20 protein-coding genes, 1 tRNA gene and 4 pseudogenes are annotated in these 22,013 nt (G+C 69.8%); 15 read left to right on the plus strand and 10 right to left on the minus strand.

What is annotated here, in order from left to right:
- From E6U81_RS36695 to E6U81_RS40300, 3 genes and pseudogenes are all read left to right on the plus strand, one after another.
- Nucleotides 1-101, plus strand: a pseudogene (locus E6U81_RS36695) (IS5/IS1182 family transposase); the annotation flags it as partial.
- A gap of 501 nt (nucleotides 102-602) precedes the next feature.
- Nucleotides 603-1,310 carry a lamin tail domain-containing protein gene (locus E6U81_RS41485; protein WP_240804234.1) on the plus strand — a complete coding sequence of 236 codons (708 nt, stop codon included), beginning with the start codon at nucleotides 603-605 and terminating at the stop codon, nucleotides 1,308-1,310.
- Nucleotides 1,311-1,489: 179 nt separating this feature from the next.
- Entirely contained in the window at nucleotides 1,490-1,759 is a 270-nt protein-coding gene (locus tag E6U81_RS40300; RefSeq protein ID WP_168714848.1) for a hypothetical protein, read from the plus strand.
- 363 nt (nucleotides 1,760-2,122) lie between these two features.
- Here E6U81_RS40300 and E6U81_RS36710 read toward each other — a convergent pair whose 3' ends face one another.
- From E6U81_RS36710 to E6U81_RS36735, 5 genes are all read right to left on the minus strand, one after another.
- Nucleotides 2,123-2,524 (minus strand): ATP-binding protein, encoded by a 402-nt coding sequence (locus E6U81_RS36710; protein ID WP_136234335.1) that lies wholly within the window; start codon nucleotides 2,522-2,524, stop codon nucleotides 2,123-2,125.
- Between the two features lie 116 nt (nucleotides 2,525-2,640).
- Complete coding sequence (locus tag E6U81_RS36715) at nucleotides 2,641-3,042, minus strand: hypothetical protein (protein WP_136234336.1); 402 nt, start codon at nucleotides 3,040-3,042, stop codon at nucleotides 2,641-2,643.
- 472 nt (nucleotides 3,043-3,514) lie between these two features.
- Entirely contained in the window at nucleotides 3,515-3,886 is a 372-nt protein-coding gene (locus tag E6U81_RS36725) for an STAS domain-containing protein (RefSeq protein WP_136234337.1), read from the minus strand.
- Nucleotides 3,883-5,169 (minus strand): SpoIIE family protein phosphatase, encoded by a 1,287-nt coding sequence (locus E6U81_RS36730; protein ID WP_136234338.1) that lies wholly within the window; start codon nucleotides 5,167-5,169, stop codon nucleotides 3,883-3,885. The genes E6U81_RS36725 and E6U81_RS36730 overlap by 4 nt, the downstream gene beginning before the upstream one ends.
- Complete coding sequence (locus tag E6U81_RS36735; RefSeq protein ID WP_136234339.1) at nucleotides 5,169-5,972, minus strand: alpha/beta hydrolase; 804 nt, start codon at nucleotides 5,970-5,972, stop codon at nucleotides 5,169-5,171. Before E6U81_RS36735 ends, E6U81_RS36730 begins: the two co-directional genes overlap by 1 nt.
- A gap of 404 nt (nucleotides 5,973-6,376) precedes the next feature.
- Between E6U81_RS36735 and E6U81_RS36740 the strand changes: the two genes are divergently transcribed.
- Complete coding sequence (locus E6U81_RS36740; RefSeq protein WP_136234340.1) at nucleotides 6,377-6,580, plus strand: EF-hand domain-containing protein; 204 nt, start codon at nucleotides 6,377-6,379, stop codon at nucleotides 6,578-6,580.
- Nucleotides 6,581-8,678: 2,098 nt separating this feature from the next.
- On the opposite strand, the gene E6U81_RS36750 is transcribed toward E6U81_RS36740, so the two are convergent.
- Entirely contained in the window at nucleotides 8,679-9,203 is a 525-nt protein-coding gene (locus tag E6U81_RS36750; RefSeq protein WP_168714849.1) for a cytochrome b/b6 domain-containing protein, read from the minus strand.
- A gap of 438 nt (nucleotides 9,204-9,641) precedes the next feature.
- Here E6U81_RS36750 and E6U81_RS41490 point away from each other — a divergent pair, with 438 nt between their 5' ends.
- Entirely contained in the window at nucleotides 9,642-10,130 is a 489-nt protein-coding gene (locus E6U81_RS41490; protein WP_346766199.1) for an ATP-binding protein, read from the plus strand.
- Between the two features lie 522 nt (nucleotides 10,131-10,652).
- Here E6U81_RS41490 and E6U81_RS36760 read toward each other — a convergent pair.
- Together E6U81_RS36760 and E6U81_RS36765 are read right to left on the minus strand one after the other, a co-directional pair.
- Nucleotides 10,653-11,309: a DUF5701 family protein gene (locus tag E6U81_RS36760; RefSeq protein WP_136234343.1), complete on the minus strand. Its 657-nt coding sequence runs from the start codon at nucleotides 11,307-11,309 to the stop codon at nucleotides 10,653-10,655.
- Nucleotides 11,310-11,446: 137 nt separating this feature from the next.
- Nucleotides 11,447-11,974 (minus strand): annotated as a pseudogene (locus tag E6U81_RS36765) (cupin domain-containing protein).
- 37 nt (nucleotides 11,975-12,011) lie between these two features.
- On the opposite strand from E6U81_RS36765, the gene E6U81_RS40305 reads away from it, so the two are divergent.
- Nucleotides 12,012-12,185 (plus strand): hypothetical protein, encoded by a 174-nt coding sequence (locus tag E6U81_RS40305; RefSeq protein ID WP_168714850.1) that lies wholly within the window; start codon nucleotides 12,012-12,014, stop codon nucleotides 12,183-12,185.
- 708 nt (nucleotides 12,186-12,893) lie between these two features.
- On the opposite strand, the gene E6U81_RS36770 is transcribed toward E6U81_RS40305, so the two are convergent.
- The gene (locus E6U81_RS36770; RefSeq protein WP_136234344.1) at nucleotides 12,894-13,097 is read right to left on the minus strand and encodes a cold-shock protein; all 204 of its coding nucleotides are present in this window, start codon (nucleotides 13,095-13,097) and stop codon (nucleotides 12,894-12,896) included.
- Between the two features lie 157 nt (nucleotides 13,098-13,254).
- On the opposite strand from E6U81_RS36770, the gene E6U81_RS42025 reads away from it, so the two are divergent.
- The 6 genes and pseudogenes from E6U81_RS42025 to E6U81_RS36800 all read left to right on the plus strand — a co-directional run bounded on the left by E6U81_RS42025 (nucleotide 13,255) and on the right by E6U81_RS36800 (nucleotide 18,526).
- A complete protein-coding gene (locus E6U81_RS42025; RefSeq protein WP_346766200.1) occupies nucleotides 13,255-13,494 on the plus strand; it encodes a transposase family protein in 240 nt (79 codons plus the stop codon).
- 470 nt (nucleotides 13,495-13,964) lie between these two features.
- Nucleotides 13,965-15,173, plus strand: a complete 1,209-nt coding sequence (locus E6U81_RS36780; RefSeq protein ID WP_136234345.1) for a serpin family protein — start codon at nucleotides 13,965-13,967, stop codon at nucleotides 15,171-15,173.
- A gap of 276 nt (nucleotides 15,174-15,449) precedes the next feature.
- Nucleotides 15,450-15,899: pseudogene (locus E6U81_RS41500) on the plus strand (serine/threonine-protein phosphatase); the annotation flags it as partial.
- 217 nt (nucleotides 15,900-16,116) lie between these two features.
- Nucleotides 16,117-17,109 (plus strand): BtrH N-terminal domain-containing protein, encoded by a 993-nt coding sequence (locus E6U81_RS36790; RefSeq protein WP_136234346.1) that lies wholly within the window; start codon nucleotides 16,117-16,119, stop codon nucleotides 17,107-17,109.
- A gap of 655 nt (nucleotides 17,110-17,764) precedes the next feature.
- A complete protein-coding gene (locus E6U81_RS36795; RefSeq protein ID WP_136234347.1) occupies nucleotides 17,765-17,989 on the plus strand; it encodes a hypothetical protein in 225 nt (74 codons plus the stop codon).
- 339 nt (nucleotides 17,990-18,328) lie between these two features.
- Nucleotides 18,329-18,526 carry a hypothetical protein gene (locus E6U81_RS36800; protein ID WP_136234348.1) on the plus strand — a complete coding sequence of 66 codons (198 nt, stop codon included), beginning with the start codon at nucleotides 18,329-18,331 and terminating at the stop codon, nucleotides 18,524-18,526.
- Nucleotides 18,527-18,938: 412 nt separating this feature from the next.
- On the opposite strand, the gene E6U81_RS36805 is transcribed toward E6U81_RS36800, so the two are convergent.
- Complete coding sequence (locus E6U81_RS36805; RefSeq protein WP_136234349.1) at nucleotides 18,939-19,166, minus strand: hypothetical protein; 228 nt, start codon at nucleotides 19,164-19,166, stop codon at nucleotides 18,939-18,941.
- Nucleotides 19,167-19,881: 715 nt separating this feature from the next.
- Here E6U81_RS36805 and E6U81_RS41850 point away from each other — a divergent pair.
- The 3 genes and pseudogenes from E6U81_RS41850 to E6U81_RS36815 all read left to right on the plus strand — a co-directional run.
- Nucleotides 19,882-20,658, plus strand: a pseudogene (locus E6U81_RS41850) (NADP-dependent oxidoreductase); the annotation flags it as partial.
- A gap of 184 nt (nucleotides 20,659-20,842) precedes the next feature.
- Nucleotides 20,843-20,962 (plus strand) — tRNA-OTHER (locus E6U81_RS40310).
- Nucleotides 20,963-21,081: 119 nt separating this feature from the next.
- Nucleotides 21,082-22,010 (plus strand): IS5 family transposase gene (locus E6U81_RS36815; protein WP_240804235.1). Its coding sequence is split into 2 segments (ribosomal slippage): nucleotides 21,082-21,454 and nucleotides 21,454-22,010, totalling 930 coding nucleotides; the frame shifts between segments, so codons are not numbered across the junction.
- The last annotated feature ends 3 nt before the right edge of the window (nucleotides 22,011-22,013 follow it).

The raw sequence follows: 22,013 nt of genomic DNA on the forward strand, positions 1-22,013 counted from the left end.
ACCGGCTCAAGCAGTGGCGCGGCATCGCGACCAGGTACGACAAGACCGCCCAGTCCTACCAAGCAGCCGTCACCCTCGCGTCGCTCCTGATGTGGGCGTGACACTTTGACGACAACTCCTAGGCCCATCGGGGCTGGCGCGTCAGCGGGTGACCACTGGCGGCCGGCCGGGCTCCCCTGCGCCGAAGTGTGCGGCTCGGGACACGACATGCCCGCCGTAGAATGTGGCGCATGTGCGAATTTTGAATTCGCGTGCGAAGAATTGCGCAGAACGGCTGTTACTTGATCGGCTGGTCCGGGCGGGTGAGGTGGCGGAGGGGTGCGCCTGGTGGTGCGCCGAAGCGTGCTGACCCTGATGTTCGGTTTGCGGGGCGGGTCGGTGTAGCGGTCAGTGAATGTCAGGGGCACGTTCGGGCGAAATGAGTGCAGTGTCCAGGCGGCTGTGACTGATATGTCCGTGTCCGGTAAACGGCGTCGGTGGGGGATGCGACGCGGCTCGCGTCGGGTCGAGCGTGTGGCCCTCGGTTCAACCGGGCCGACACCGCAAATGCCCTTCATCACCGTGTGTCGGCTGATGGAGGGCTGTTCTTGAGGGCGCCATCCATGTCTTCCGCTTCTTCCTCCGTACGCCGTATCGCTGCCACCGTCCTGGCGGCCGGTGCGATTGTCTCGGCCACCGCGCTGCCGGCGGCCGCCCATGACGGCGACCGCCACCACCAGCAGCGGCCGCGGGTGGAGATCAGCCGGGTCCAGGCCGACACCCCCGGCCGCGAGGACCGCTCCAACCGCTCCCTGAACGCGGAGTGGGTGGAGATCCGCAACACCACCCACAACCCGATCAACCTCCGCGGCTGGATCCTGCGCGACGGCGACGGCAACCGCTACCGCTTCGACAACGTCCGCATCGGCGGCCGTGACACCATCCGTATCCACACCGGCAACGGCCGCGACACCCGCACCGATCTCTTCCAGGACCGCCGCGACTGCGCGATGACCGCGGCCGCACGGTCGACACCGAAACCTGGGGCCGCCGCCGCTGACCGGCCACGAGCACGGGCCGTCGCCCACCGGGCGACGGTCCGCACTGCTGCACGGCGGCGGGGGCGCAGTGGCGTTTCGCCGGTGAACCGCGGTGCGCGAGCGGGTGAACCCGGCCTGCACGGACTGTCGCCGACGACGAGAGGGCCACGACGCTTTCCCTGCCCGCCGCCGCCCAGGCGAGCGGACACCCCCGCCCATGCTGCCGCAACTGTGCCGCAGGTCCTGCATCCGATGCCTACGACCGGGCTGCGCGCTGCCAGCCGCAGGTGAGCGTGGGGTCAGGCAGCGGCCGGGGAGGCGTGGGGACAGTGCGGGACAGTGGAGACGGGGGGAATGCTCATCCGACTGAAGAGACTCCGTGTGGTGCGCATGTTCAGGGTGCTGCACCAGGCCAGGCCCGGGTGGCGGGAGCGCAGATGTGAAAGGGCCCGGTTGGCCAACCCGGTGCTGTGAAAACGCTCGCCGATGACGAGGGCGGTGACGACACCTCGGGCGCAGTCGGTGCAGATCTGGTAATGGACTTGGCCGACGACTTGGCGGACGTGGACAAGAAGCAGGCATTCCTCGCCCGGTCCGAAGTGGTCCGGGACGTGTGTGGAGACGAAGTCGATCGCCCGGTACGCGAGGAGCCGACGGCGCAAACGGCCGGTAATGCTGACTCGGCGCGAGTGTTTGGCGCCGGCCTGCCCGGCCGGCGGAGCAAGGGTTGTGGGGGCTGAGCCGAACGCAGTGCTCGTGGGACGCGCGTGTTGTCCGTGCATGGGTCTCGTGTGCCCAGAGCAGCGCGCGATACCCGCCCGGGGGTGTCAGTCCGTGTGGGCGTACCTTGCCGATGAGGAGCTGCCGGCGGGGGCGAGTCGATGACGCGGCGTCGGCCCTCAAGGAGAGGCCGGCGCCGGCCTCGGATGGTTCAGCCGGGCCCAGTACCGGTCAGGCACCTGGTGGCGCTGCGCGCACCCTCACGGTGCACCAGCGGCCGGCCAGCGCGTGCACTCGGATTCAGCCCTGCAGCCCCCGGCGTGCTCCCGCTGATTGCGGTGGCCGAGGGCGGCGAGCAGCCGGCCGGCTGAGCGTCGGCTGGGTCAGGCCGAACTGGTGGGGGTAATGAGCGTCGCTGTGACGGTCTTGCCCCCGCGGTGGAATTGGACGTGAGTGGTGGCGAGCTGGTTGACGAGTCTCCACCCGAAGCCGCCAGGGACATCCGGTGCCCAGGGCTGGATCCGGGGCGGGGCTGGTGAGCGGTCGGACACCTCGACGGTTAGAGTGCCGGACCGGGCCGTGATCTTGAACGCCGTGACGCCGCCGGCATGACGGCTGGCATTGGAGACCATCTCGGACACGACGGTCAGCACGATGTCCGCGACGGCCGGGGACGCATGGAGACCTGCCAGGATGTTGCGGGCAGTTTCCCGGGCTTCAGCGCAGCTGAGGCCCGCTCTCGGTGGGTCCGGCAGAATCCGGGAAGACAGGGTCTGCTCTTCCATATCGTGCGCCTTCCCCCTGATGACCGGCAGGTGTCGGACCCTGCCCTGTCCACCCCCTGCGCCCGGCTGATGCCTGCCGGTGGTGCCGAGTTCGGCACCGAGGCGCAGCGGCAAGGCTAACTCCCCTGAACCGGCGTGTGTAGGGAAGGGCTGTGGGAGCTGCTGACAGACTCGCCGCAGCGGAGGCGCCAGACCGTGGCGGCCTCGACCTGGAACATGCTGAGGCCGCTCTCGACGGCCAGGTTTTCAAGGCTCGTCCCCTGGGGATACCGCCTCATCACGCGTTCGATCTTGGCGGCCCATAGCTCTTCGTCCGTGAAGGGACGCCGCCGGTAGCCCTGCTGTAGTTCGAGCAGATGACCCGGCCTGCAGGCCCGCAGACGGCGGATTCCGTCCCGGTGGTGGTCGACGGGGTGCGCGAACGAGGAGTCCCTGTAGTTCTGCCCTACCCCCTGCCCGGGCGCGATGGCCTGTTGGCATAGATCGCAGACCTCGGGTTGTGCCTCGGACGTGGTCATCGGCTCTCTTCCCTTGCGCCTAGTGATCAACTTGGACAGTTTCGTACGGAACCTTCTGTACCGTGCTGAAGGACTGCGACGTGTTCGCCATCCAGTCGAATAGGTAGGTCGCCCCGCAGGGCTGCCAGCGGTCTGACGCTCGGCGGCAGGCGGCGGTGAAGGGGTGATGTGGTCGGCTGCGGGGTCGGCGTCTGAAGTGCTCGGGCCGACGTACCCGGAGGCTGGACGCGATCACCCGCCCGCGTCGTCAGGAGGCGTCCCTCACCCGGAACGCGAACCGTGCACGGACCGCACTGAGGGAGAGCACGTACGGTCGGTCCTCAGCGGGGTCGTCGAGGCCGGCCCTGCGCGTGAGCGCCGTGCCGTCTCCGCGGTGCGACGGCCTCTCCGCCGCTGCCAGCCGCTCGACGGCGGCCACGGCGGCCCTGCAGTCCCGGCACAGCGCAAGGTCCCCGCGAGCGCGAGAACCGCGTCAGCACTCTTGTGCCGACCGGAGCGTGGTGGACTTGCGGAGGGTGGCTGTCGCGGCGCTCGGGTGGATGGTGAAGACCCGGTCCAGGCCGACGATGCCCAGGATGCGGGCGGTGTTGGCTGGGACCGCGGCGAGGGCTATGTCGCCGCCGTGTTCGACGGCCAGGCTTCGGGCCGACAGCAGGGCGCTGATCCCGCTGGAATCGCAGAAGTCTAGAGCCGCCAGGTCCAGGACCAGCAGTTCCCCCGATGCAACGGTGAGGCCGTCCACGACCTTGCGAAGTTCGTGCGCCGTGTGGTGGTCGAGGTCACCGGCGATCTCCAGTACGGGACCGGTGGCGGCGTTTCGGGCGGTGATCGTCAACGGGCTCATGGCAGGTCTTCGCTCGCGGGGGTGGGAAGGGTGGAGGGTATGCCGAGGGCGAGCAGGGCGGTGTCGTCGTCGAGCCCGTCGCCGAAGTCGGTGAGGAGTCCGGACAGGGCGGTGATCAGAGCCTGTGGGCCCGCCGGCGGCTGGGTTGCGGTAAAGGCGTGCAAGCCGTCCTCGCCGTACAGCTCACGGTCGCGTCCGGTGCGGGCCTCGGTCAGGCCGTCGGTGTACAGCAGCAGGGTGTCGCCGGGCAGCAGCCGGGCGCGGGCGGCGGCGAACGGGGCGCGGGGCAGGATACCGATGAGCAACCCGCCCGGGGTGGGGAGGTAGTCGGCACTGCCGTCCGCGCGTTGGATCAGTGCAGGAGGGTGACCGCCCGAGGCCAGGTGCACGTCGACGTGGCCGTCGGCGAGTTGGAGGACACCGAAGACGGCCGTGCAGTAGCGGGCCTCTCCGCTGGCGTACCGCTCGTGCAGCACCGTGTTCAACGTGGTCAGCACCGTGATGGGGTCGGCGTCGTGCAGGGCCGCCGCGCGCAGGGTGTAGCGGGCCAGCGAGGTGACTGATGCGGCCTGCGGGCCCTTGCCGCACACGTCACCCAGGAAGAACGCCCACCGCCTGTCGTCCAGGGGGAACAGGTCGTAGAAGTCTCCGCCCAGCAGGTCCGGGGAGGCCGTGTGGTAATGCGAGCGGGCCTCCAGGCCAGGAATCGCGGGCAGCTCGGCGGGAAGCAGGCTCTGCTGGAGAACGGCGAGCGCCTCCTGGAGCCGGATACGGTCGGCCTCGGACTGCCGGCGTGCTTCCTCGGCCGCCTTGCGGCCGCGCAGCAGCTCGGCCTCATAGGCGCGGCGGTCACGGGCGTCGAAGACGGTGGTACGGATCAGCATGGGCTCGCCGTCCTGGCTGGTCTTCACCTTCGAGGTGACCAGCACCGGCATCCGCTGTCTGCCGACGGCCCTGATGTCCAGGGCGATGCCGCTGACCTCACCTTTCATCTGCAACAGCGGTGCAAAGTGTGTCTCGTGATACAGCTTGCCGCCCACGGTGAGCAGATCGGCGAAGCGCATCCGCCCCACCACCTGGGCCCGTTCCAGGCCCAGCCAGTCCAGCAGCGTGGTGTTGATCTTCGCGATGGTGCCGTCCATCAGCGTCGACAGGTACCCGCACGGGGCGTGCTCGTACAGTTCCTCGACACTGTCCTCCAGCAGCGATGTGAACACCGCGTCCGTGGCGTCCACGTCCTGCTCCTCATTCGGCTCGGGCACCGACTGGTCGGTACGGCACATCACCAGGCCGCTCCCACGAAGTCGATGATCGCCGTCACGGTAGCCTGCGGCGCGCTCAACTGGGGGCAGTGCCCCGTCGCCTCCAACGTCACCAGCCGGCTGCCGGGGACGACGCCGACCATGTAGGCGCCGACCTCCCGGGGAGCGATGACGTCCTGCTTGCACTCCAGGATCAGCGTCGGCACGGTGACCGTCTTCAGGTCCTGGCGGCTATCCGACAGAAAGGTCGTGCGGGCGAAGACGCGGGCCATGTCCGGATCGGTCGCGCAGAACGAGGCCGTCAGCTCCTGGCCGAGTTCCGGCCGGTCCGTGTTGCCCATGATGACCGGGGCCATCGCCCCCGACCAGCCCAGATAGTTCGACTCCAGCGACTCCAGCAGCTCATCGATGTCCTCTGCGCTGAACCCGCCGCGGTATCCCTCGTCGTCGATGTAGCGGGGGGAGGGGGCGACCATGACCAGCTGCGACAAACGCTGCGGCGCCTTCGCCGCCACGAGCACACCCACCATCGCGCTGACCGAGTGCCCCACGAACGTCACCTTCCGCAGGTCCAGCTCCTCGCAGACCTCCAGCACGTCTTGGGCGTAGCCTTCCAGCGAGCTATAGCGTCGCTCGTCCCAGGCCGACGGGTCGGCCCGGCCGGAACCCACATAGTCGAAGAGCACCACCTGGTAGCTCTCAGCCAGCGTAGGAACCACCAGACGCCACATGTTCTGGTCACACCCGAACCCGTGCGCCAGCAGGAGCACCGGCCCCTCCGAACAGCCCGTGACGGTGACGTTGTTCCTGCGCCGGATATCCATACCCGCCAGTTTCCCACCCTCACCCCACCCCGCACCGGGCCCCCGGTGTGCGCAGGGCTGGAAACCTACTGGTAGGTGACGCGCATCCGGGGCGGGCCGGCGCCCGCACCCAGGCCCGGCACAGAGGCGGTCAGGCAGGGGACTGCACCATCCGATCCGCTCCCCTGACGTCCGGCCTACTCAGCCGGACCTGGGGGGAATGGACGTGGACGGGCCCGAGCGGCAGATCGCGATCGGCGAAAGGGATCGCGAATTCCGGTAGCTGCGCCCTACTGGCTGAGCCGCGGCTGCTTAGGAGCGTGCGCAGGAGGGGTGAGTACTGGCCGTCAATGTGATGTTGATGGTGTGGCAGGGTGGTGGGGTATGTGGGCCTCCGGGGCCTGTGAACACGAGAGAGGTATGTCATGAACGAGGTTGAGCTCAGGGCGCTGTTCGACGAGATCGACACGGACGGCGATGGGCGGATCAGCATCGTCGAACTGGCTGAGGGGTTCAAGGCCGAAGGCGTCCAGGAACACCTCGCTGAAGAGGTGGAGAAGGCCATGGCGGCCGACGTGAACCACGACGGCGTCCTCGACTTTGAAGAGTTCCGCACCCTGCTGAAGTAGCTGCAGGCCTGACAGCCTGAGCGGTTGGTGAGCCTACCGCGATGAGGGGTCGCCCCGGATGTGTGGGTTCGGGCTGTCCAGGCCCGGGCGCAGGACATCGGCGTCGGTCCGGGCCCGGACACCTGGCTCGCCGGAATCCCTGCGCACCGGGCCAATGCCCGAGGTCGCCCAGTGCTCCTGCAGCGCGGCCGACCCGGACGGTGTCGTCGTTCCCTCTGTGCTGTCGAACAACACCGGCCGGGGTCCGCGATGTGCTGCTCGTCGATCGGGCTGCATGACCCCTGCGACGGCGGTGTAATGCCGACAGCGTCGGCTCCACCCGCACGGGGATTGGAACCTGGCTCCGGCTGCGGGCACCGCCCGTCAGGACGCCCTCGTGCAGTCGGGGGCGACCCCGTCACGGCCCCGGGCGGCCAGGGCCGCACCCAGGCTTCCGAACGTACCCCCGCAGACGGAGGCGCCGCTTCGGCTGACCGCGAGGTGCACGGGAGGTCGCCCGTCTGCGCCCACTCCTACCAGCCCCACCGAGGTCTGACCCGCACCTGCTGACCCGCCGACGACCCCGGTGGAGACACTTCTTGGCTCGCGAGCGCGTGCTCCGGTCACGATGACAGACAGGGTGTCAAAGTACATCCCCACTCGCCCGTAGGGCGAGGCGCTCGACGATTCCGAACGGGATCTCTGGGCCTTCAGGGCCCGGCCTTCATCTTGCCGTGTCTGCGTGGTGGTGGTCCGTCCGAAGGCCACCTGGTCCGCATTGAACTCTACGTCGGCGCGCTCGAACAGCGCTTTAAGTAGGCGGACTTGCCCGGGGTGGCAGCCGCCGAGACCGCCGCCAACAGCGCGTGAGGAGGTCGACGCATCGGCGGACCCACCGGCGGGCGCCCGCCGCGCCCGTGCACGAGGCGGCCGCCCGGCGGGCGCCGCAGACGGGCGGGGGTCCGGGGACCTCGGACATCAGAGGAGCGTCGTACCGATCAGCCGGGGGGAGCACTCCGTCCGGGTGGGGCTCACCCCCTCGCTCCGCGCGGCAATATCCGGCCGCACGCGGACACGGGGTGCAATAGCGACTGCTGCGGAGCCGCCCTTCCAACGGGCCGCTCGCGGCCCCCGTGGCGCTGTCGACCGCGGGCAGGCCCGGCTGGCATCACACGCCGCCGGAACCGCCCCGGTCGGCAGCATCCACCAGGCCAGCCCTGGCCCCGGCCTCTGCCCGCTGCGTACTCCGATAAGCCGCTGGTCACCCGGTTCACCGACGACCTGCCGTCCTCGTCAGTGCCTGTGCCGTCCGTGGTTGCCCGCATACTCCTGCCTGCCGACCTTGCCGAGCTTCCCGTCCACGACGGCAGCCGGGCCGTTGCGTCGCAGGGTCTGGAGTCGGGCGGAGGGACGGGCTGCAACGTGGGCCCTGCTGTGCGCGCTGTTCGGCGACGAGCAGATCACCACCGTCGACCTCGACCTCGACCTCGACCTCGCCCTCGTCGCCGGCGCGCAGGAGACCCTGTCGACGGTCAGGCACGCCGACGGCCGCGACCGCGGACGGCGCCCTGGGCTGGCCCAACGCCTGCTACGACGTGGTCCCGGCAACGTTCTCCGTCGACCCCATCCTGCCCGCGTGGCTGGCACAGCTTCACCCGGGCGAGCCACCTCCTGACCCCGTGGGCCTCGGCCTGCTGCAGCCATGGCACCCTGAAACTCACCGCCGCGGAAGCCTGCCAGGGCCCACGGACACATCCGCCCCTTCGCCTGCTTCATGCAGCTGGCACGCTCCGACGCCGGGCACGACTCGCTGACGACCGCGCCCGAGCACGAAGAGAACGCCGTCGCGCACTCTTCGACGGGCTGGTCACCGTGGGCGATCGCAGGCGACGATCTCGACGCCAAGTCCACATCCGCCTGGCCGTCCCCGATGTCGTTCGCCTGGGATACCAGCGGCGACCACGCCCATACCCCGCCTTCAGGCCTGGGGACCATCGCCAAGCCGCACGGCAACCGCGTGCTCGCCGCGTATGCAGTCACCGCGCTGGCCCACGCTCGGCCGCCACCTCCCACCGACGGTATGCGGCGGAGATCTCCCAGGGGGCCCACGGAGGCGGGCTCACAGCATGCGGCGCAGGAGCCGGTCGCGGTCGAGGAACTGGTGCTTGAGGACCAGAGCGACGTGGCAGGCAACCGCTGTGAGAAGGCCCGCCTGCGCCGCCACGTGCACCCACAGCAAGTCCTCGTCACCGGAGGCGAGGAGCACCACGCCGGTGAGAGGCACGACGAAGGTAAGCAGGTAGAGCACGGTCTCCGTGCGGTGCGCGAGGCGGCGCTCGAACGGCGTGAGGGTCGGAGCCCAGGGAGGCAGGGTGGTGCCCCGCCGCCACATCAGCCGTGTGGCCCCCAGGACGACGATGCCGGCCCCCACGAGCACATGGGCCGTCAGGACCGCCTCGTCACCGAAAAGTTCGTACTCGGCTCCGCGGCCGCGTCCCCGCCCCGAATCGCCGCTCCGGCCCCGGCCCCTCCCGGACCCCGAAGCGTCCAGTGCGTACCCCAGCGCGAACTGGACGGCGAACGCAGCGACAACGCTCCAGTGGAGGAACTTCGCGAAAGGCCGGTAGCCCGCAGTGCTGCCCATGGCCCCATCACAACCCACCGCGGCACCGAACCCGGGGCCGACGCGGCGCGGACGGCTGCGGGGTCGCGTCGCGGTTCGGCGTCTCCTGCCGTGCAGCCGGCGGAAAGCGGCCGGTGTTCGGCAGGCGAGCCCGCGCTTCCGCATCGGTTCGCGGTCGGCCGGCTTCTCCTCCCGCCCCGCCTGGACATGGTGCGGGGTGACGCGAAACCAGTGGCATGCCAGCCCCGCCCGCCAGACGATCTCCCGTCGCCCCGGCCCGTACCCCCCGCCCACTCCGCGACCCGGCCGCCTGGCTTTGGTCCACCGGAAAGACGCCGCCCAAGCCCAGCCGCCGCGCTCCAAGGGCTGGTCTACATGTGGGGACCAGCAGCACCGCACGGGTGCACGGGCCGGCCCGGTCGGCGCGGACGCGGAATGACAGAGGGTGGTGGCAGGGCGATGCCCCGGGGTGACTCGACCGGGTCCGTGGACGGCCCGGAGGCGGCCTTGCTGGAGGCCCTGTTCGGCCAGTCCCCCATAGGCCTGCACGTGCTGGACACCGGGCTGCGCATCGTACGGGCCAACTCGGCCACCCCGGCCATGCGGGCCGCGGCGGCCGCCCGGCACCACGTGCGCCGACAACTCACCACGTGGAACGTGGACGAGGAGACGGCCTTCCACACCGAACTCATCGTCAGCGAGCTGGTGACCAACGCCGTCCGCTACGGCAAACTCCCGTTGGAGCCGCGCCTCATCCGCGGCCGCACACTCGCCTGCGAACCCCGCGACACCAGCGTCGCCGCCCCGCACCTGCGCCACGTCGGCCCGGCCGACGAGGGCGGCCGCGGTCTCTTCATCGTCGGTGAACTCGCCGACGACTGGGGCGTGCGCTACAGCGATCACGGCAAGACCATCTGGACGGAGCAGATCCCCGCTCCACAGGGATGAGAGGACGGCGACCCTGACACCGACCGGCCACAAAAGCGCCGGCCTCCGCCCCGGACAGCAACAGCCACAGCGGCTGCGGGCGCATTCCGGTGCATCATTCTCTGACCATGGCCTTCGTGCTGCTCGCCGTGGGAGAACCGGGCGGCTCGTCGGCCTGCCTGATCTTGGATTTGGCCCGGCGAGACTGACGCGGAAGCCCCGACCGGCTGCGGGCTCGGCTCGTATGCCGGCCGCTGCCGGAGCCGCGGGAGGACCCGGCAGACGGCGGCCGCGTAGATCACGAAAAGGGGGCGAGTTGTCGCCTGTCGGGGGATCCCGGCGGCTACTTGCGAGGCGGGTAGGGCCAGAAGCCGCCCGTGCCGTTCGGGTCGGTGTCGTCGGGCCCGCGATGAACCCGTCGATGGCGGACGCCGCGACGAAGTGGGTGCGCGTGCGCAAAGGATGCACGTCTTTCAGCGAGGAAACGGGCCTGGCCGCGGTGGGCGGTGGGGCCCACGGCGTGGTGGGTGGTGTTCGTCGAACTCAGTGCCGGCGGCCGGTGGCGGAGGCGAAGCCGAGCCAGGTGTGGCGGTTGTTCCACCAGCACCATCCGACCTTCGGGGCATTGCGCCGGTCGCTGCCGTCGCGGCCGCTGCCGTTGCTGATCCAGATTGCCGGGGTGCGGGCGTCCAGGGTGCCGTTGGCCTTGCGCAGGCGGGAGCCGATGGTCATGAAGCAGTGGTTGCGTTCAAGGACGGCCGGCTGCTGGAGCAGCCAGTGGATCCCTTCGGCGAGGACGAGCGGGGTCCGCTTCTCCTTCGAGAGGGCGGGCAGCGCCTCGTCAGGGCTCCAGTTGGCCATACGGTCGCCGCGGTCCGGGTCGGTGACGAGGTACAGGGGCGTGTCGGGCAACTCGATGCCGCAGGGGGCGAAGAGATCCACGTCGGCCATGTCGGTGACCACGAAGCCGGGCCTGCCGGCGTGCCGGAGCAGGGGTGTGAGGACGGATGCCGGTGCGAGGTCGGGGTGGACGGCGAGCAGGGCGTCGCCGTCGCTGCTTTCGGTCGTATCGGCGAAGGCGAGCACCTGGTCTGCGGAGATCCCGGCGAGTTCGTGTACTCCCAGACTGATCAGGTGTTGCGCCTGCGCGGTGAGTGAGCGAAGGGGCGGCAGACTGGGGGCGGGCGTCACGTCGGGCAAGCTGTTCCTCGGGTCTCGGTGTGGGGTGGGTGGGCTGTCCGGCCGGGTGAGGGGCGTGGGGACCGCAGGGCGTGGACCTGTAACCGTGCGGCCCGGGGCTCAGAGGCCGCGGCCATGGCGATGCGGTGCGGGACGGGTCAGCGGGGCTGAGGAAGTAGGAAGCTGTCGTGCCGGACGAAGAACTCGGCCCGTTCGGTGTCGGCGAGCCGGGTGAGGCCCTCGAAGTACTCCTCGCCGGGGGCGCCTGGGGTGAACAGCATGAGCATCGAAGCCGGTTCGCTCGACTCGTTGCCGAAGGCGTGCAGCCCTCCGACCGGGACGTGGAGGTAGCCCCGGACCGAGCGTCGATCCACTTCTCCCCGTCGAAAACCCTCACGGTGCCCGACAGAGCGAAGAACGCCTCGGACATCGCCTTGTGGAAGTGGGTGCTCGGGCCGCCGCTCTTCGCCCCCATCTCGACCCGGTACAGCCCGAACTCCCCGCTCGTGGAGGCAGCGGTGGACAGGTAGTGGTATGTCGTCCCCGGAGCAGGATCCGAACCGGGGGCGGCAGGCGGGTGCGCGACGAAGTCGGGTTCGCTGGTGGCCGGCCCTGAAAGAGGCACTGACTTCGCCGCGTTCGCCGAGGGAACGGGGCGGGGGGTAGGGCGATGAGGGAAGGGACAGGACAACTCCTCGGGCAGCGGTCAACGACGATCACGCTATGGCCGCAGTGACCACTGCGGAAGGGACACCCCGCGCCAAGAAGGGGACCGGACTGACCGTGGCAGCGCCGAAATCCTCCGCCTTCCTCCGCTACGCAGCCCACCACCACCGGAGCCCCACCGACATCGCCGATCAGGTCGTACGACGCACCATCACGCCGCAGGAAGTCTGAACCACGACCGGAGCCTGAAGAACGCGCCGCACCGCTGACGTCGGGCTCGGCGCGGACCCGGGAGATCCGCCGACAGGCACCAGCCGTATCGATCGCGGCGTTGTCGGCACGGGCGGTCCTGAGCAGGTGAAGACCTCCGGTGTGGTGGAACTCGACCCGCCTTCAGAACAGAGAGTTCCTGTGCCGCGGCAGCACTCCGCCTCCCGGAGGTGCACCGTTCAAAAGCACGTGCGGATGGCCCGTCGCGCAGTGAGCTTTCCCAACTTCAAGCCGTGGCGTGCACGGCGCGCGGGCATGCCGCTTCAGCGGGATTGAGCGAGGAACCCCGGGCTTCAGGCCCGGGAGGAATTGCTTTCCGAGGCCGGAGGCGCGAAGCGCCGGAGTTCCCTTCGCCCGTGTTTGTGACGGTCAGTCTGGCTGCTTCTACGATGGTGGCGACGGCGCGTGCCAAAAGGCCGTGGTCGACGGCGACCACCGGAGCGTCTCAGGGGAGGTCCACGCTGTCGGACGACCCCGTCCTCGTCGGGCCACTCGACGTCGTCGGAACGCCATCAGCCTTACCGAAACGGTTGCCTGCTTTCGTGGCCCGCGACGACGACGCACCCCGTCGCATCCAGGTCGCGAACGACACCCGTAGGCAGCAGGACGCAGCCGTCTCGCCGACGTCCACGGCGACGGCGCACGACGTCGTGATCGAGCGGGACGGGGTCAGCTACGAGCGATGTTCTCCGCCTGCGGGCCCTTCTGCCCCTGGGTGACGTCGAAAGTAACGACCTCGCCCTCCTGGAGTTCCCTGTACCCGTTGCCGGTGATGTTGGAGTAGTGGGCGAAAACATCCGGACCGCCACCCTCCTGTGCGATGAAGCCGAAGCCCTTTTCGGAGTTGAACCACTTCACCGTGCCACGCGCCATGCTCGAATCCTTCTGTGCAACCTACGATGGCCGCTCGGCCGCCGCGGCATCCGGATGGAAGCCTGACCACTTCCTCCCCAGAGGTCCCAGCAGCTACACCCTGAGACCGGGCCCCACCATTCCCATGCCATGGCGTGACGGCCTGACCCGACGCTTCATGCTCAAGTCTTCTCCTGAACTCGGCAGTTCGGGAGCAGGCGGAAGGGCAGCGACGGCATCGCTGGTGGCCGTGCACTACCGCACGAACCTCATCATGCGGCAGCTCGCCCCGCTCTTCGGGATCTCCCCGGCCACGGGCTGCCGGGTCATCCAGCCCCTGCGACCGCTGCTGGCGCTGCAGCCGGCCCCGCCGCCTGTCGTCGGTGTCGACCGGTGTGGATCGTGGACAGCACCTTGATTCCGGTCCGCGACCGTGCGGCGGCGCTTCGTCGAGGAACTACCGGTCTGGGCGAACGTGCAAGTCTCACCGACGCCGACAGCCGCCTGGTGGTCGCATGGGCCCGTCCTACGCCGGGCAACAAGGCCGATCGCCCACGTCTGGCGGGAATCGGACCTGCCGGCCGCGGCGGTCGGGACCAGGGTGGTCGCGGACGGCGCCCACCTCGGAACCGGGCTGACCGTTGCGCACCGCAGAGGGTCGGACGTCCTCTCCTACGCGGGCAGGAGGAGGACACACCGAGCACCGGCAGGTCTGTGCCCGCGCCGAGCACACCTCACCCGCATGAAGAACTGGAAGAGGTCCCGCTTCCGCTGAGCGGGGTGGGTGACAGGTCGGTCGGTTCCTCGCCCTCTTCGAGGACATGAGGCAGCGGCACCGCACTGGCATACGGTGGGGTGCGTCATGATCGCGTCGGCGATGGGGGTGGGATGGGAGTCGCGACTGCGGCGGTTCGCGCGGTGAACGCACTGACCGCGCGATGGGCCGGTGCCGCGGAGGGCGGCACGGTGTTCTCGGCAGCAGGGGTGTGGCCGTTGCTGGCCCACTTGGCCGATGGCGCCGGGGGCGCGGCGCGGGCCGAGCTGGCGGAGGCTCTCGGGCTCCCCGCCGGGCAAGCGGCGCCCGCCGCCCGCGAGTTGCTCGCCGCGATGGCCACCGTGCGGGGACTGGACATGGCGCTGGGGCTGTGGACGAACCGCACGCTGGAGCTGGGGCAGGAGTGGGAGGCGGGTCTGCCGGCCGGCGCCCACGGGGTACTCACTGGGGACGTGGCGGCCGACCAGCGGGCGCTGGACGCCTGGACGGTGAAGCGGACCGGCGGGCTGATCGACCGCATGCCGGTCACGCTGGTCGAGGACACGCAGATGGTGCTGGCGAGCGCGCTGACCCTGCGCACGCGGTGGCTCAGCCCCTTCGACGAGACGGAGCTGGAGACGGCGTACGAGCCCTGGGCCACCACGCCGCGACTGGGCCTGCAGCGCCGAAGCGCCCTCCTGGACCGGGTGGGGGTGGCGGACACACCCGGCGGACACGTCACCGAGCTGAAGGTGCTGGGAACCAATGCCCTGGACGTGCACCTGCTGCTCGGCGAGGAGGGCATGCAGCCGGCGGACGTGCTCAGAGCCGGGGTGGACATTCTCGCCGGCCGGTGTGCGGTCCTCCCGGGACCGCGACTGCCCTACGGGAACGCGGGCCCCGGCCTGCAGGTGCACAAGGTGCGCTGCTCACGGCCCGAGCCGCCGTCGCTGTACGTCAGGACCGCGGCGTACGACATGCACGCGAGCCACGATCTGCTGAAGCTGCACGAAGTGTTCGGGCTGACCACGGCACAGGACACCGCGCGCGGGCACTTCCCCGGCATCAGCGCTTTCCCGCTCGCCATCGGGTCGGCCCGGCAGAACACCATGGCGAAGTTCGGCGCGCTGGGTTTCGAGGCAGCCGCGGTCACGGCGTTCGGTGCGGTCGGCGCGGGTATCCCCGACCTCCGCTGCGTGACCACCATGATCAGTGCCGCCTTCGACCGCCCCTTCGCCTTCCTCGCCCTGCACCGCCACACGCGGCTCGTGTTGACGGCGGGCTGGGTTTCGGATCCGACGCCGGCGCCGGTACCCGAGTACGACGAGGAGGACGACTGGTGAGCGGGAGATGCCCGGGCGGCTCGCAACGCCCCGAACCGGGCACCGCTTTAGGAGCGGATCGTCAGGATCGGGGAACGTGGACGCCGTGGCGGGCGTTGGCGTTACTACGGGAAGACGATGTGCGGAGCCGCCTTCCCGTTTGGCTCGTTGAATGAGGGGTGTCGGGCCTCGGTGGAATGGCTGGCGGGCAGGCGGCCCAGCACTGCACGCAGCCTCTCTCGCCCTGACGTGACGCTCGCCTCCCACAGACATGAGGCATCGTCGCTCAGCGAGAGGGAGGTGGAGGAGGCCGCCCAGGCGCTGGTCTACATCATCGTCACCGACCGCCGCTTCACCGACCTCTACCGCTGGGGCAACCTACGAAGGTGAGCCTCTCGGCGGAGATCCGGCGCCAACTCCTGCCCACGGCGGCCGCCTGTGAGGCCCCGCAGTTCAGCCTTGGCGGCGTCCTGGTCCCGGCCTCCGACATCGCCAGCGACATGTACGACTTCAGCCTCGACACTGCCACCTGCCACCTGCCACCTGTCGATCATCGGCGCCATGAGTCGCGACGTCAGCGCTGCTTTCATGGCCACCCTCCTGGTCAATGCCTCCAACGGCGCCCGCCGGGTCGGCGAGGACCTCGCCGAACAGGCCTGCCACGTCCACCAAGCCCTCCTCGGCCACGGCAACCGCGGCATCGCCACCGGCCAGCTGCCGTGCATCGCCATGGACGGCACCACCGCCCTGTGTTTGGATTGGTACGGCCCCGGTGAAGCCGTCCCTGCGTGCGGACGCAGAGACGTCCATGCCCTCGGCTGCCCAAGCCGCCGGGCGGAAGATGATGCGGTGCCCTCCGTCCAGCGGCAGGACGCCGATGTTGGCACGTCGCCACGACGGCGCGCCTACCCTGTCTCAGGACTCCACTGTCCGCAGCACGCGGGGCCCGTCAGGAGACCACGGCATGACTACGGTGATAGACGTCGATGCCCACGGCATGCAGCACTGCGAGACGACAACCCTCGGGGTACTGCTGCGGCACCAAGGACTCGATCTGTCCGAGCCCATGCTGTTCGGTCTCGGATCCGGTCTGTCGTTCGTCTACTGGGACAGCAGGAACATGGACTTCCCCTTTCTCGGGGGACGGGCCAAGCCATTCGAGCTCACCAGAAACCTGGCCGCCCGGCTCGGCCTGGAACTCCTCGTCCGGGAGACCACCTCCCCGCGCAAGGCCTGGGACAACGTGGCGTACTTCCTGGACGACGGCCGCCCCGTCGGACTCCAGCTCGACAGCTATCACCTGGACTACTTCAGCTCCCCAGTCCACTTCGGCGGCCACATCGTCGCCATGTACGGCTATGACGACCGCTCCGCGTACCTGGTGGACACTGCCCAGCAGGGCGGAGCGGTCACCACCAGCCGGAACAGCCTCGCTCAGGCCCGGGCAGCACGGGGCCCCATGACTGCACGGCAGCGGTCCTTCATCATCACTGCTCCGCGCAACATGCCCGCCCCGCACCGACAGATCGTCCCTGCGATCGCAGCCTGCGCCCGAGCCTTCCTCAACCCACCCATCGCCAACCTCGGCCATCGAGGCATCGAGAAGGCCAGCAAGCGGGTACCCCTGTGGCTGCAGCGCACCGACAACCCGCAGCGCGACCTGCCTCAAGCCGCCATGCTGATGGAGAAGGCCGGAACCGGGGGCGCCCTGTTCCGCAACCTCTACCGCGACTTCCTCGCCGAATGCACTGATCTGCTGATGAGCGACCACCTGCGGACCGGCCACGCGCTGTACACCGAGGCAGCCGCCCTGTGGACGGAAGCAGCGGCACTCATCAAGCAGGCTGGGGAGTCCGCAGACGCGCAGTGCCTCGTCAGAGCGGGCTCAGCCCTCGGTGATCTGGCCCGCATGGAGCGCGAGGCGATGCAGGCGCTGAGCCGCCTGGAGAGTACGTGAGGCCGCACCGAGGTGGCCACCCCGGTGTGCATGCGACGGCTGCCATTCCGGCGGCCTGCCCCCGACGTTCGCGGGTGTTCCGACTGCTCCGGCGAGCAGGACGCGGCCGGCGCCGCGGTCAGCACTGAGCGGGCCCGCCGTGCACGTGGTGAGCAGTCGTCAGCTCCCGGCCGCTCAAGGAGGTGTCCCACCCGACGTGCCACAGCCCTTGCTAGGAGTGATTGAGCATGCATTGGGCTGCTGCCGTCGGATCTGTTGCCCGGGGGCGGCGGTCTGAGCGCCGACGCCGGGGGCTTTGTCGGACGCCCCTGCGGTTCCCCGGCCGGGGAGGAGGCCGGGGTGCGGGGTGTCCGGTGCCGTACGGATCCGGGCGGCAGCCCGTCGTGCGGGCGGGCCGGCCCCTATGACGCCGGGGGGAAGAGGCGTCACGGGGCGGGGCCCGCTCCGGAAGCCCACCCCCACGGCGGGGCCTCCGACATCAACGCGTCTGATCCGGCGCCACTTCCCTAAACGCCCCTTCCACCAAAACTTCTGAGGGAATGTCAAATCTGCTGCTCTCGCCGTCGCGTACAGGGCCGCTTCACTGCTGTTCAGGGGGAGGAAATGGGCTTCGTTCCGGATGCCGTGCCGTCCGGGGCATCGCACGCTGGGATGTATGGCTGACCAGACGGTGATCGTGATCCATCCCGTGTCGCCGCGGGGCGGGCGCAAGGTCACCATGCGTGCCCTGGGCATGGACACGGACCTCGGCCGGGCGTTCACGCCCGGGGGTGTGTCGGAGATTCTGCGCCGGGTCGGCCAGAAGGGCGTGTGGCCTGTCCGAGGAGGGGCCGATCCGGCGGAGGGTGGCGGCCCCGACGTGTGGACCGGCGACATCTGACCCGCCGAGTACCGGGCACGTGGTGTCCCGTTGGCGGGGGGGGGGCTTCCCCGGGCCGGCTCGCCGGTGACGGCCCCGCTTCCCGCCCTCAGGCTGCACCGGCGCGGAGGGCGAAGGTGACCGCGGTGCCGCTTTTGCGCCGGGTGCGTTCCATGTGGATCCAGATCCTGCGATGCGGGGAGGGGTGAGCGGACTCGTTCTCGCTGCCCGGCCTCGTGACGCATCAGCACCGGCCACTGCTCATCTCCACCACGTTCCGTAGTCGAAATAGTGCGAATTGTGACTCTTGATGCCAGTGTGGCGGAGGAAGAACCACCCCCGTAGCAAGGAGTCGCCGTCATGGGCGGTATGCAGGACAAGCGCCAGGAACCGGGCAAGGGTCGCGAGGAGCAGCAGCGCCCGCAGCGGCCCGGCCAGAACCCGAGGCACCCCGAGCCCGGGGCCCCTTCCCGCGGCGGTCAGCGTCCGCAGGAGACGGAGCGGCGCCGCGAGGAGGGTCTGCGCCGCGACCAGCACGACCTGCGCGAGGACTTCTGATCCCAGCTGTACCCCACGCACGCAGAGCCCGGCCAGGTGTCCGTAGTCACCCCGGCCGGGCTCTGTCATGCCTCCGCCGGGCCCACCTCAGACAGACCGGATCGTCTCGCCGGCACCCCCACACGGCGCCGCCCCAGACAGGAGCACCCAGGGCCACGTTCAGTCGGTCCGCGCCTCAGGGGGCTCCGGGAAAGGGCCACCATGCCCTCGGCGCACACTGCACGCCCGATGGTGCGCGCCGGGGGACGTAGACAATGGGAGGAGGCGCCGATCTCCTGCGCCCTTCCAGCGCCACGGCCCGCCGCGTCCGCGCAGGCCGCGGCCGGCTGCAGAACGTGGTCCAGGCGTGCTGCACTGCCCGTCGGGCTGACGGTGCGGCGTCGTGCTCGACCGCCGAGGCCCACGAGTGCGCTCAGTCCGTCGGCTCCTGAGGCTTGGTGTTGCCCGGGCCGGCGGGAGGCCGCTCTTCGTCGATGTTCTCGCGGGTGTCCTTCTTGTGGCTGCCGGGCCGGGGGCGATCGGCCGCGGCGTTCGGGATGTCAGGTGCGACCGGGCCGAGCGGCGGTAGGTCAGGGGTGAGGGGGTTGCGCTTCTCCGGCACACGATCCGGAAGTTCAGGCTCCGGCGGGGTGCTGGGCATGAGAACTCTCCTTGCGTGAGGCGGCTTCAGCACGGATGCGACGAGGGCCCACGTGCTGTACTGCTGTACACAACCTTCCGCCTGCCCTGCCGTCGGTGTCTCACACGCCCAAGGGCCGGCACGACCCAATCAAGATCATGTCGGATTCGACCGGGCGGCGCTGCCGTTTCGAGGGGCAGCCGCTTCCGTACCGCCCCGCCGGGTCGGCGGGGGCTGAGCTGACGCAGAGCGGGGTGATGGCCACTGCATGCCGCCGTTGTCGGCTGAGTGCTCCGCAGGGCCCCGCCCCCGCCCCGCCCCGCGTAGGCCGGGGCGGGGGCGGGGGCGGGTGCAACCTGTATCCGCCAGATCGATCGGGCAGTGAAGCAGGCCGGGCCCGGGTACATCACGGCACAGCCCGTAACGCCTGTTGCTCGCGCGACAGGACCGAGTCCCCTGCCCCGTTCCAGAGGCGGAGCCGGAGGTACCTACCCTCAGGGCCGGCCCGAGATGCGCCTCCATGCCGTATCCGGCTTCGCCCGGGTACGGCAGGTCTCTGAGGAAGGACGGCACGATGGCCTCGATCGCCCCGGGCGCGCACCCTTGTGTGCGTCCTCCCTGAAACGGTGCGGCTGCTGTCGGCTCGGCGCGGTTGGGGCTGCGCGCCTTCGGCGGTGGCTGGGGCGCTCGTGGGACGGTCATGGCCTGCGTCGTGGGCCCGGTACCGCGGCCGGAAGTGGTCCAGGCGGTCGCTCCGGATGTGCCGGGGTGCGCCGTCGGTGACGAGGTCTTCGGCATGCGGCGGTTCCCCGGATTCGACGGCCGCACGTACGCCGAGTACGTGGCCGCGCCGGCTTCGGACCTGGCGCACAACCTAGCCGGTATCGACCATGTACAAGCAGCGGGGGCACTCATGGCTGTGCTCACGGCCTGGCAGTACCTGATCGACCTCGGCCACGAGGTGCCGTCTCCTTTCACCGGCCAGGTGCACCATCCGGTCCCGATCACGCCAGGGATGACCCGGCTGGTCCACGGGGCGCCGGTGGAGTGGGTCACTTCGCGGTGCAGCTGGCGAAATGGAAGGGGGCACACGTCATCGCAGTGGCCTCGGGCCGGCACGAGCAGTTCCTGCGCAAGCTCGGCGCCGACGAGATCATCGACTACACCGTGACGCAGGCCGCGGACGTGGTCCGCGGCGTCGACCTGGTGATCGACACCGTCGGTGGCCCGGAGAGCTCACGCTTCCTGACCGTGCTCAAACGCGGCGGCGCCACTTCCGATGTTCTTCGCCCAGTACGACCCGGAAGAGACGGCACGTGTGGGCATCACGGACTCGTACGTTCAGGTGCGTTCCAACGGCCCCCAGCTCGCCTAGATCGGGAGCCTGTTCGACGAGGGCAAGCTCCAGGTCGGGGTGGACAGCACCTACCCGCTGTCCGAGTCGGCCAACGCACACAGGCGGGCCGCGCAGGGCCACATCCAAGGCAAGATCGTGCTGACGGTGATCTCGTGATTCGCCGAGCTACAGCAGACGGTGGGGCAGTATGCCCACGCTGGCTTTGTCCACGAAAACGGGCTCTGGCACACCTTCTGTGGACCTGCGGGAGCAGTTGCTGGCGCCCGGAAAGGATTCGTCCGCGGAGAACGGTGTCTATACGCTTGGGCAGAGCGGGAGTGCGCGCGTTTCCGCAGGTTGCGGTGCCGTGGCAGAGCGGTCTATTGCGATCGCCGTGGGCGAGGTCCCGCCCACGGCGAGTGATGGGGACGGAGCGGACCTGCTTCCATCTGTCTCGCGGGTTCGAATCCCGTCGGCACCGCAGCCGACCAGGACGTGAGGATCCCGAGAACGCACAGATGTTTGCCGGTCTCGGCATCGCCTCTAGGACTTGTCCGGCCGATCATGTGACTGCTCCGTGCCCGAGTCGCTCCTGTGGGCATGGGGCGGGGCGATCTGAGTGATGCCGAGTGGGAACGGCTGCGGCCGTTCCTGCCGGTCGGCAACGGGCGTTGTGGCAGGTGGCGAGATCACCGGCAGGTGATCGACGGGATTCTGCACCGGGTGCGGACCGGGGTGCAATGGCGTGATCTGCTCGAACGGTTCGGGCCGTGGAAGACCGCTTACGAACACCATCGTCTGTGGTCGGCCGACGGCACCTGGGAACGTCTACTCCAGCAGGTCCAAGCCGCGGCCGACGCCACAGGCGAGATCGACTGGGACATCGCGGTCGACTCCACCATCGTCCGCGCGCATCCGCACGCGGCCGGCGCCCGCACCGATCCGCCGCCGGTCCCGGGATCAAAGGGGGCCGCAGGCATGGAACACCAGGACGAGACACCGTGGCAGAGTCTGGTCGCCCGCCTGGTGGAGGTGGTGCTGGAGGTGAAGGCCTGGGTCGCTCGCGGGACGGGTTCACCAGCAAGCTCCACCTGAGCGCGGATGGCTGCCGCCCGCTGTCCCCGATCGTCACCCCAGGTCAGCGAGCTGACTGCACCCAATTCGAGTCGGTCTTGGAGAAGATCCGAGTGCCCAGACCGGGCCGGGGACGACCACGCAAGAAGCCCGACAGCCTCGCGGCCGACAGGGCCTACGGCAACGGCGCCGTCCGCGACTACCTGGGACGGCGGGGAATCCGCCACACCATCCCGGAGAAGACCGACAGCCAGGCGGCCCGCCTGCGCAAAGGCGCCCGCGGTGGACGGCCGCCAGGCTTCGACGAGGACCGCTACAAGAAGCGCAACACCATCGAGCGGGCGATCAATCGCCTGAAGCAGTCCCGGGCGGTCGCCACTCGCTACGACAAGCGCGGTTACGTCTTCCTCGGCACAGCCATCGCGGCGGCCGTGGCGATCTGGCTTCGGACATGAACT

This window comes from Streptomyces sp. A0592, from assembly GCF_004795115.1.
Classification (GTDB): domain Bacteria; phylum Actinomycetota; class Actinomycetes; order Streptomycetales; family Streptomycetaceae; genus Streptomyces; species Streptomyces erythrochromogenes.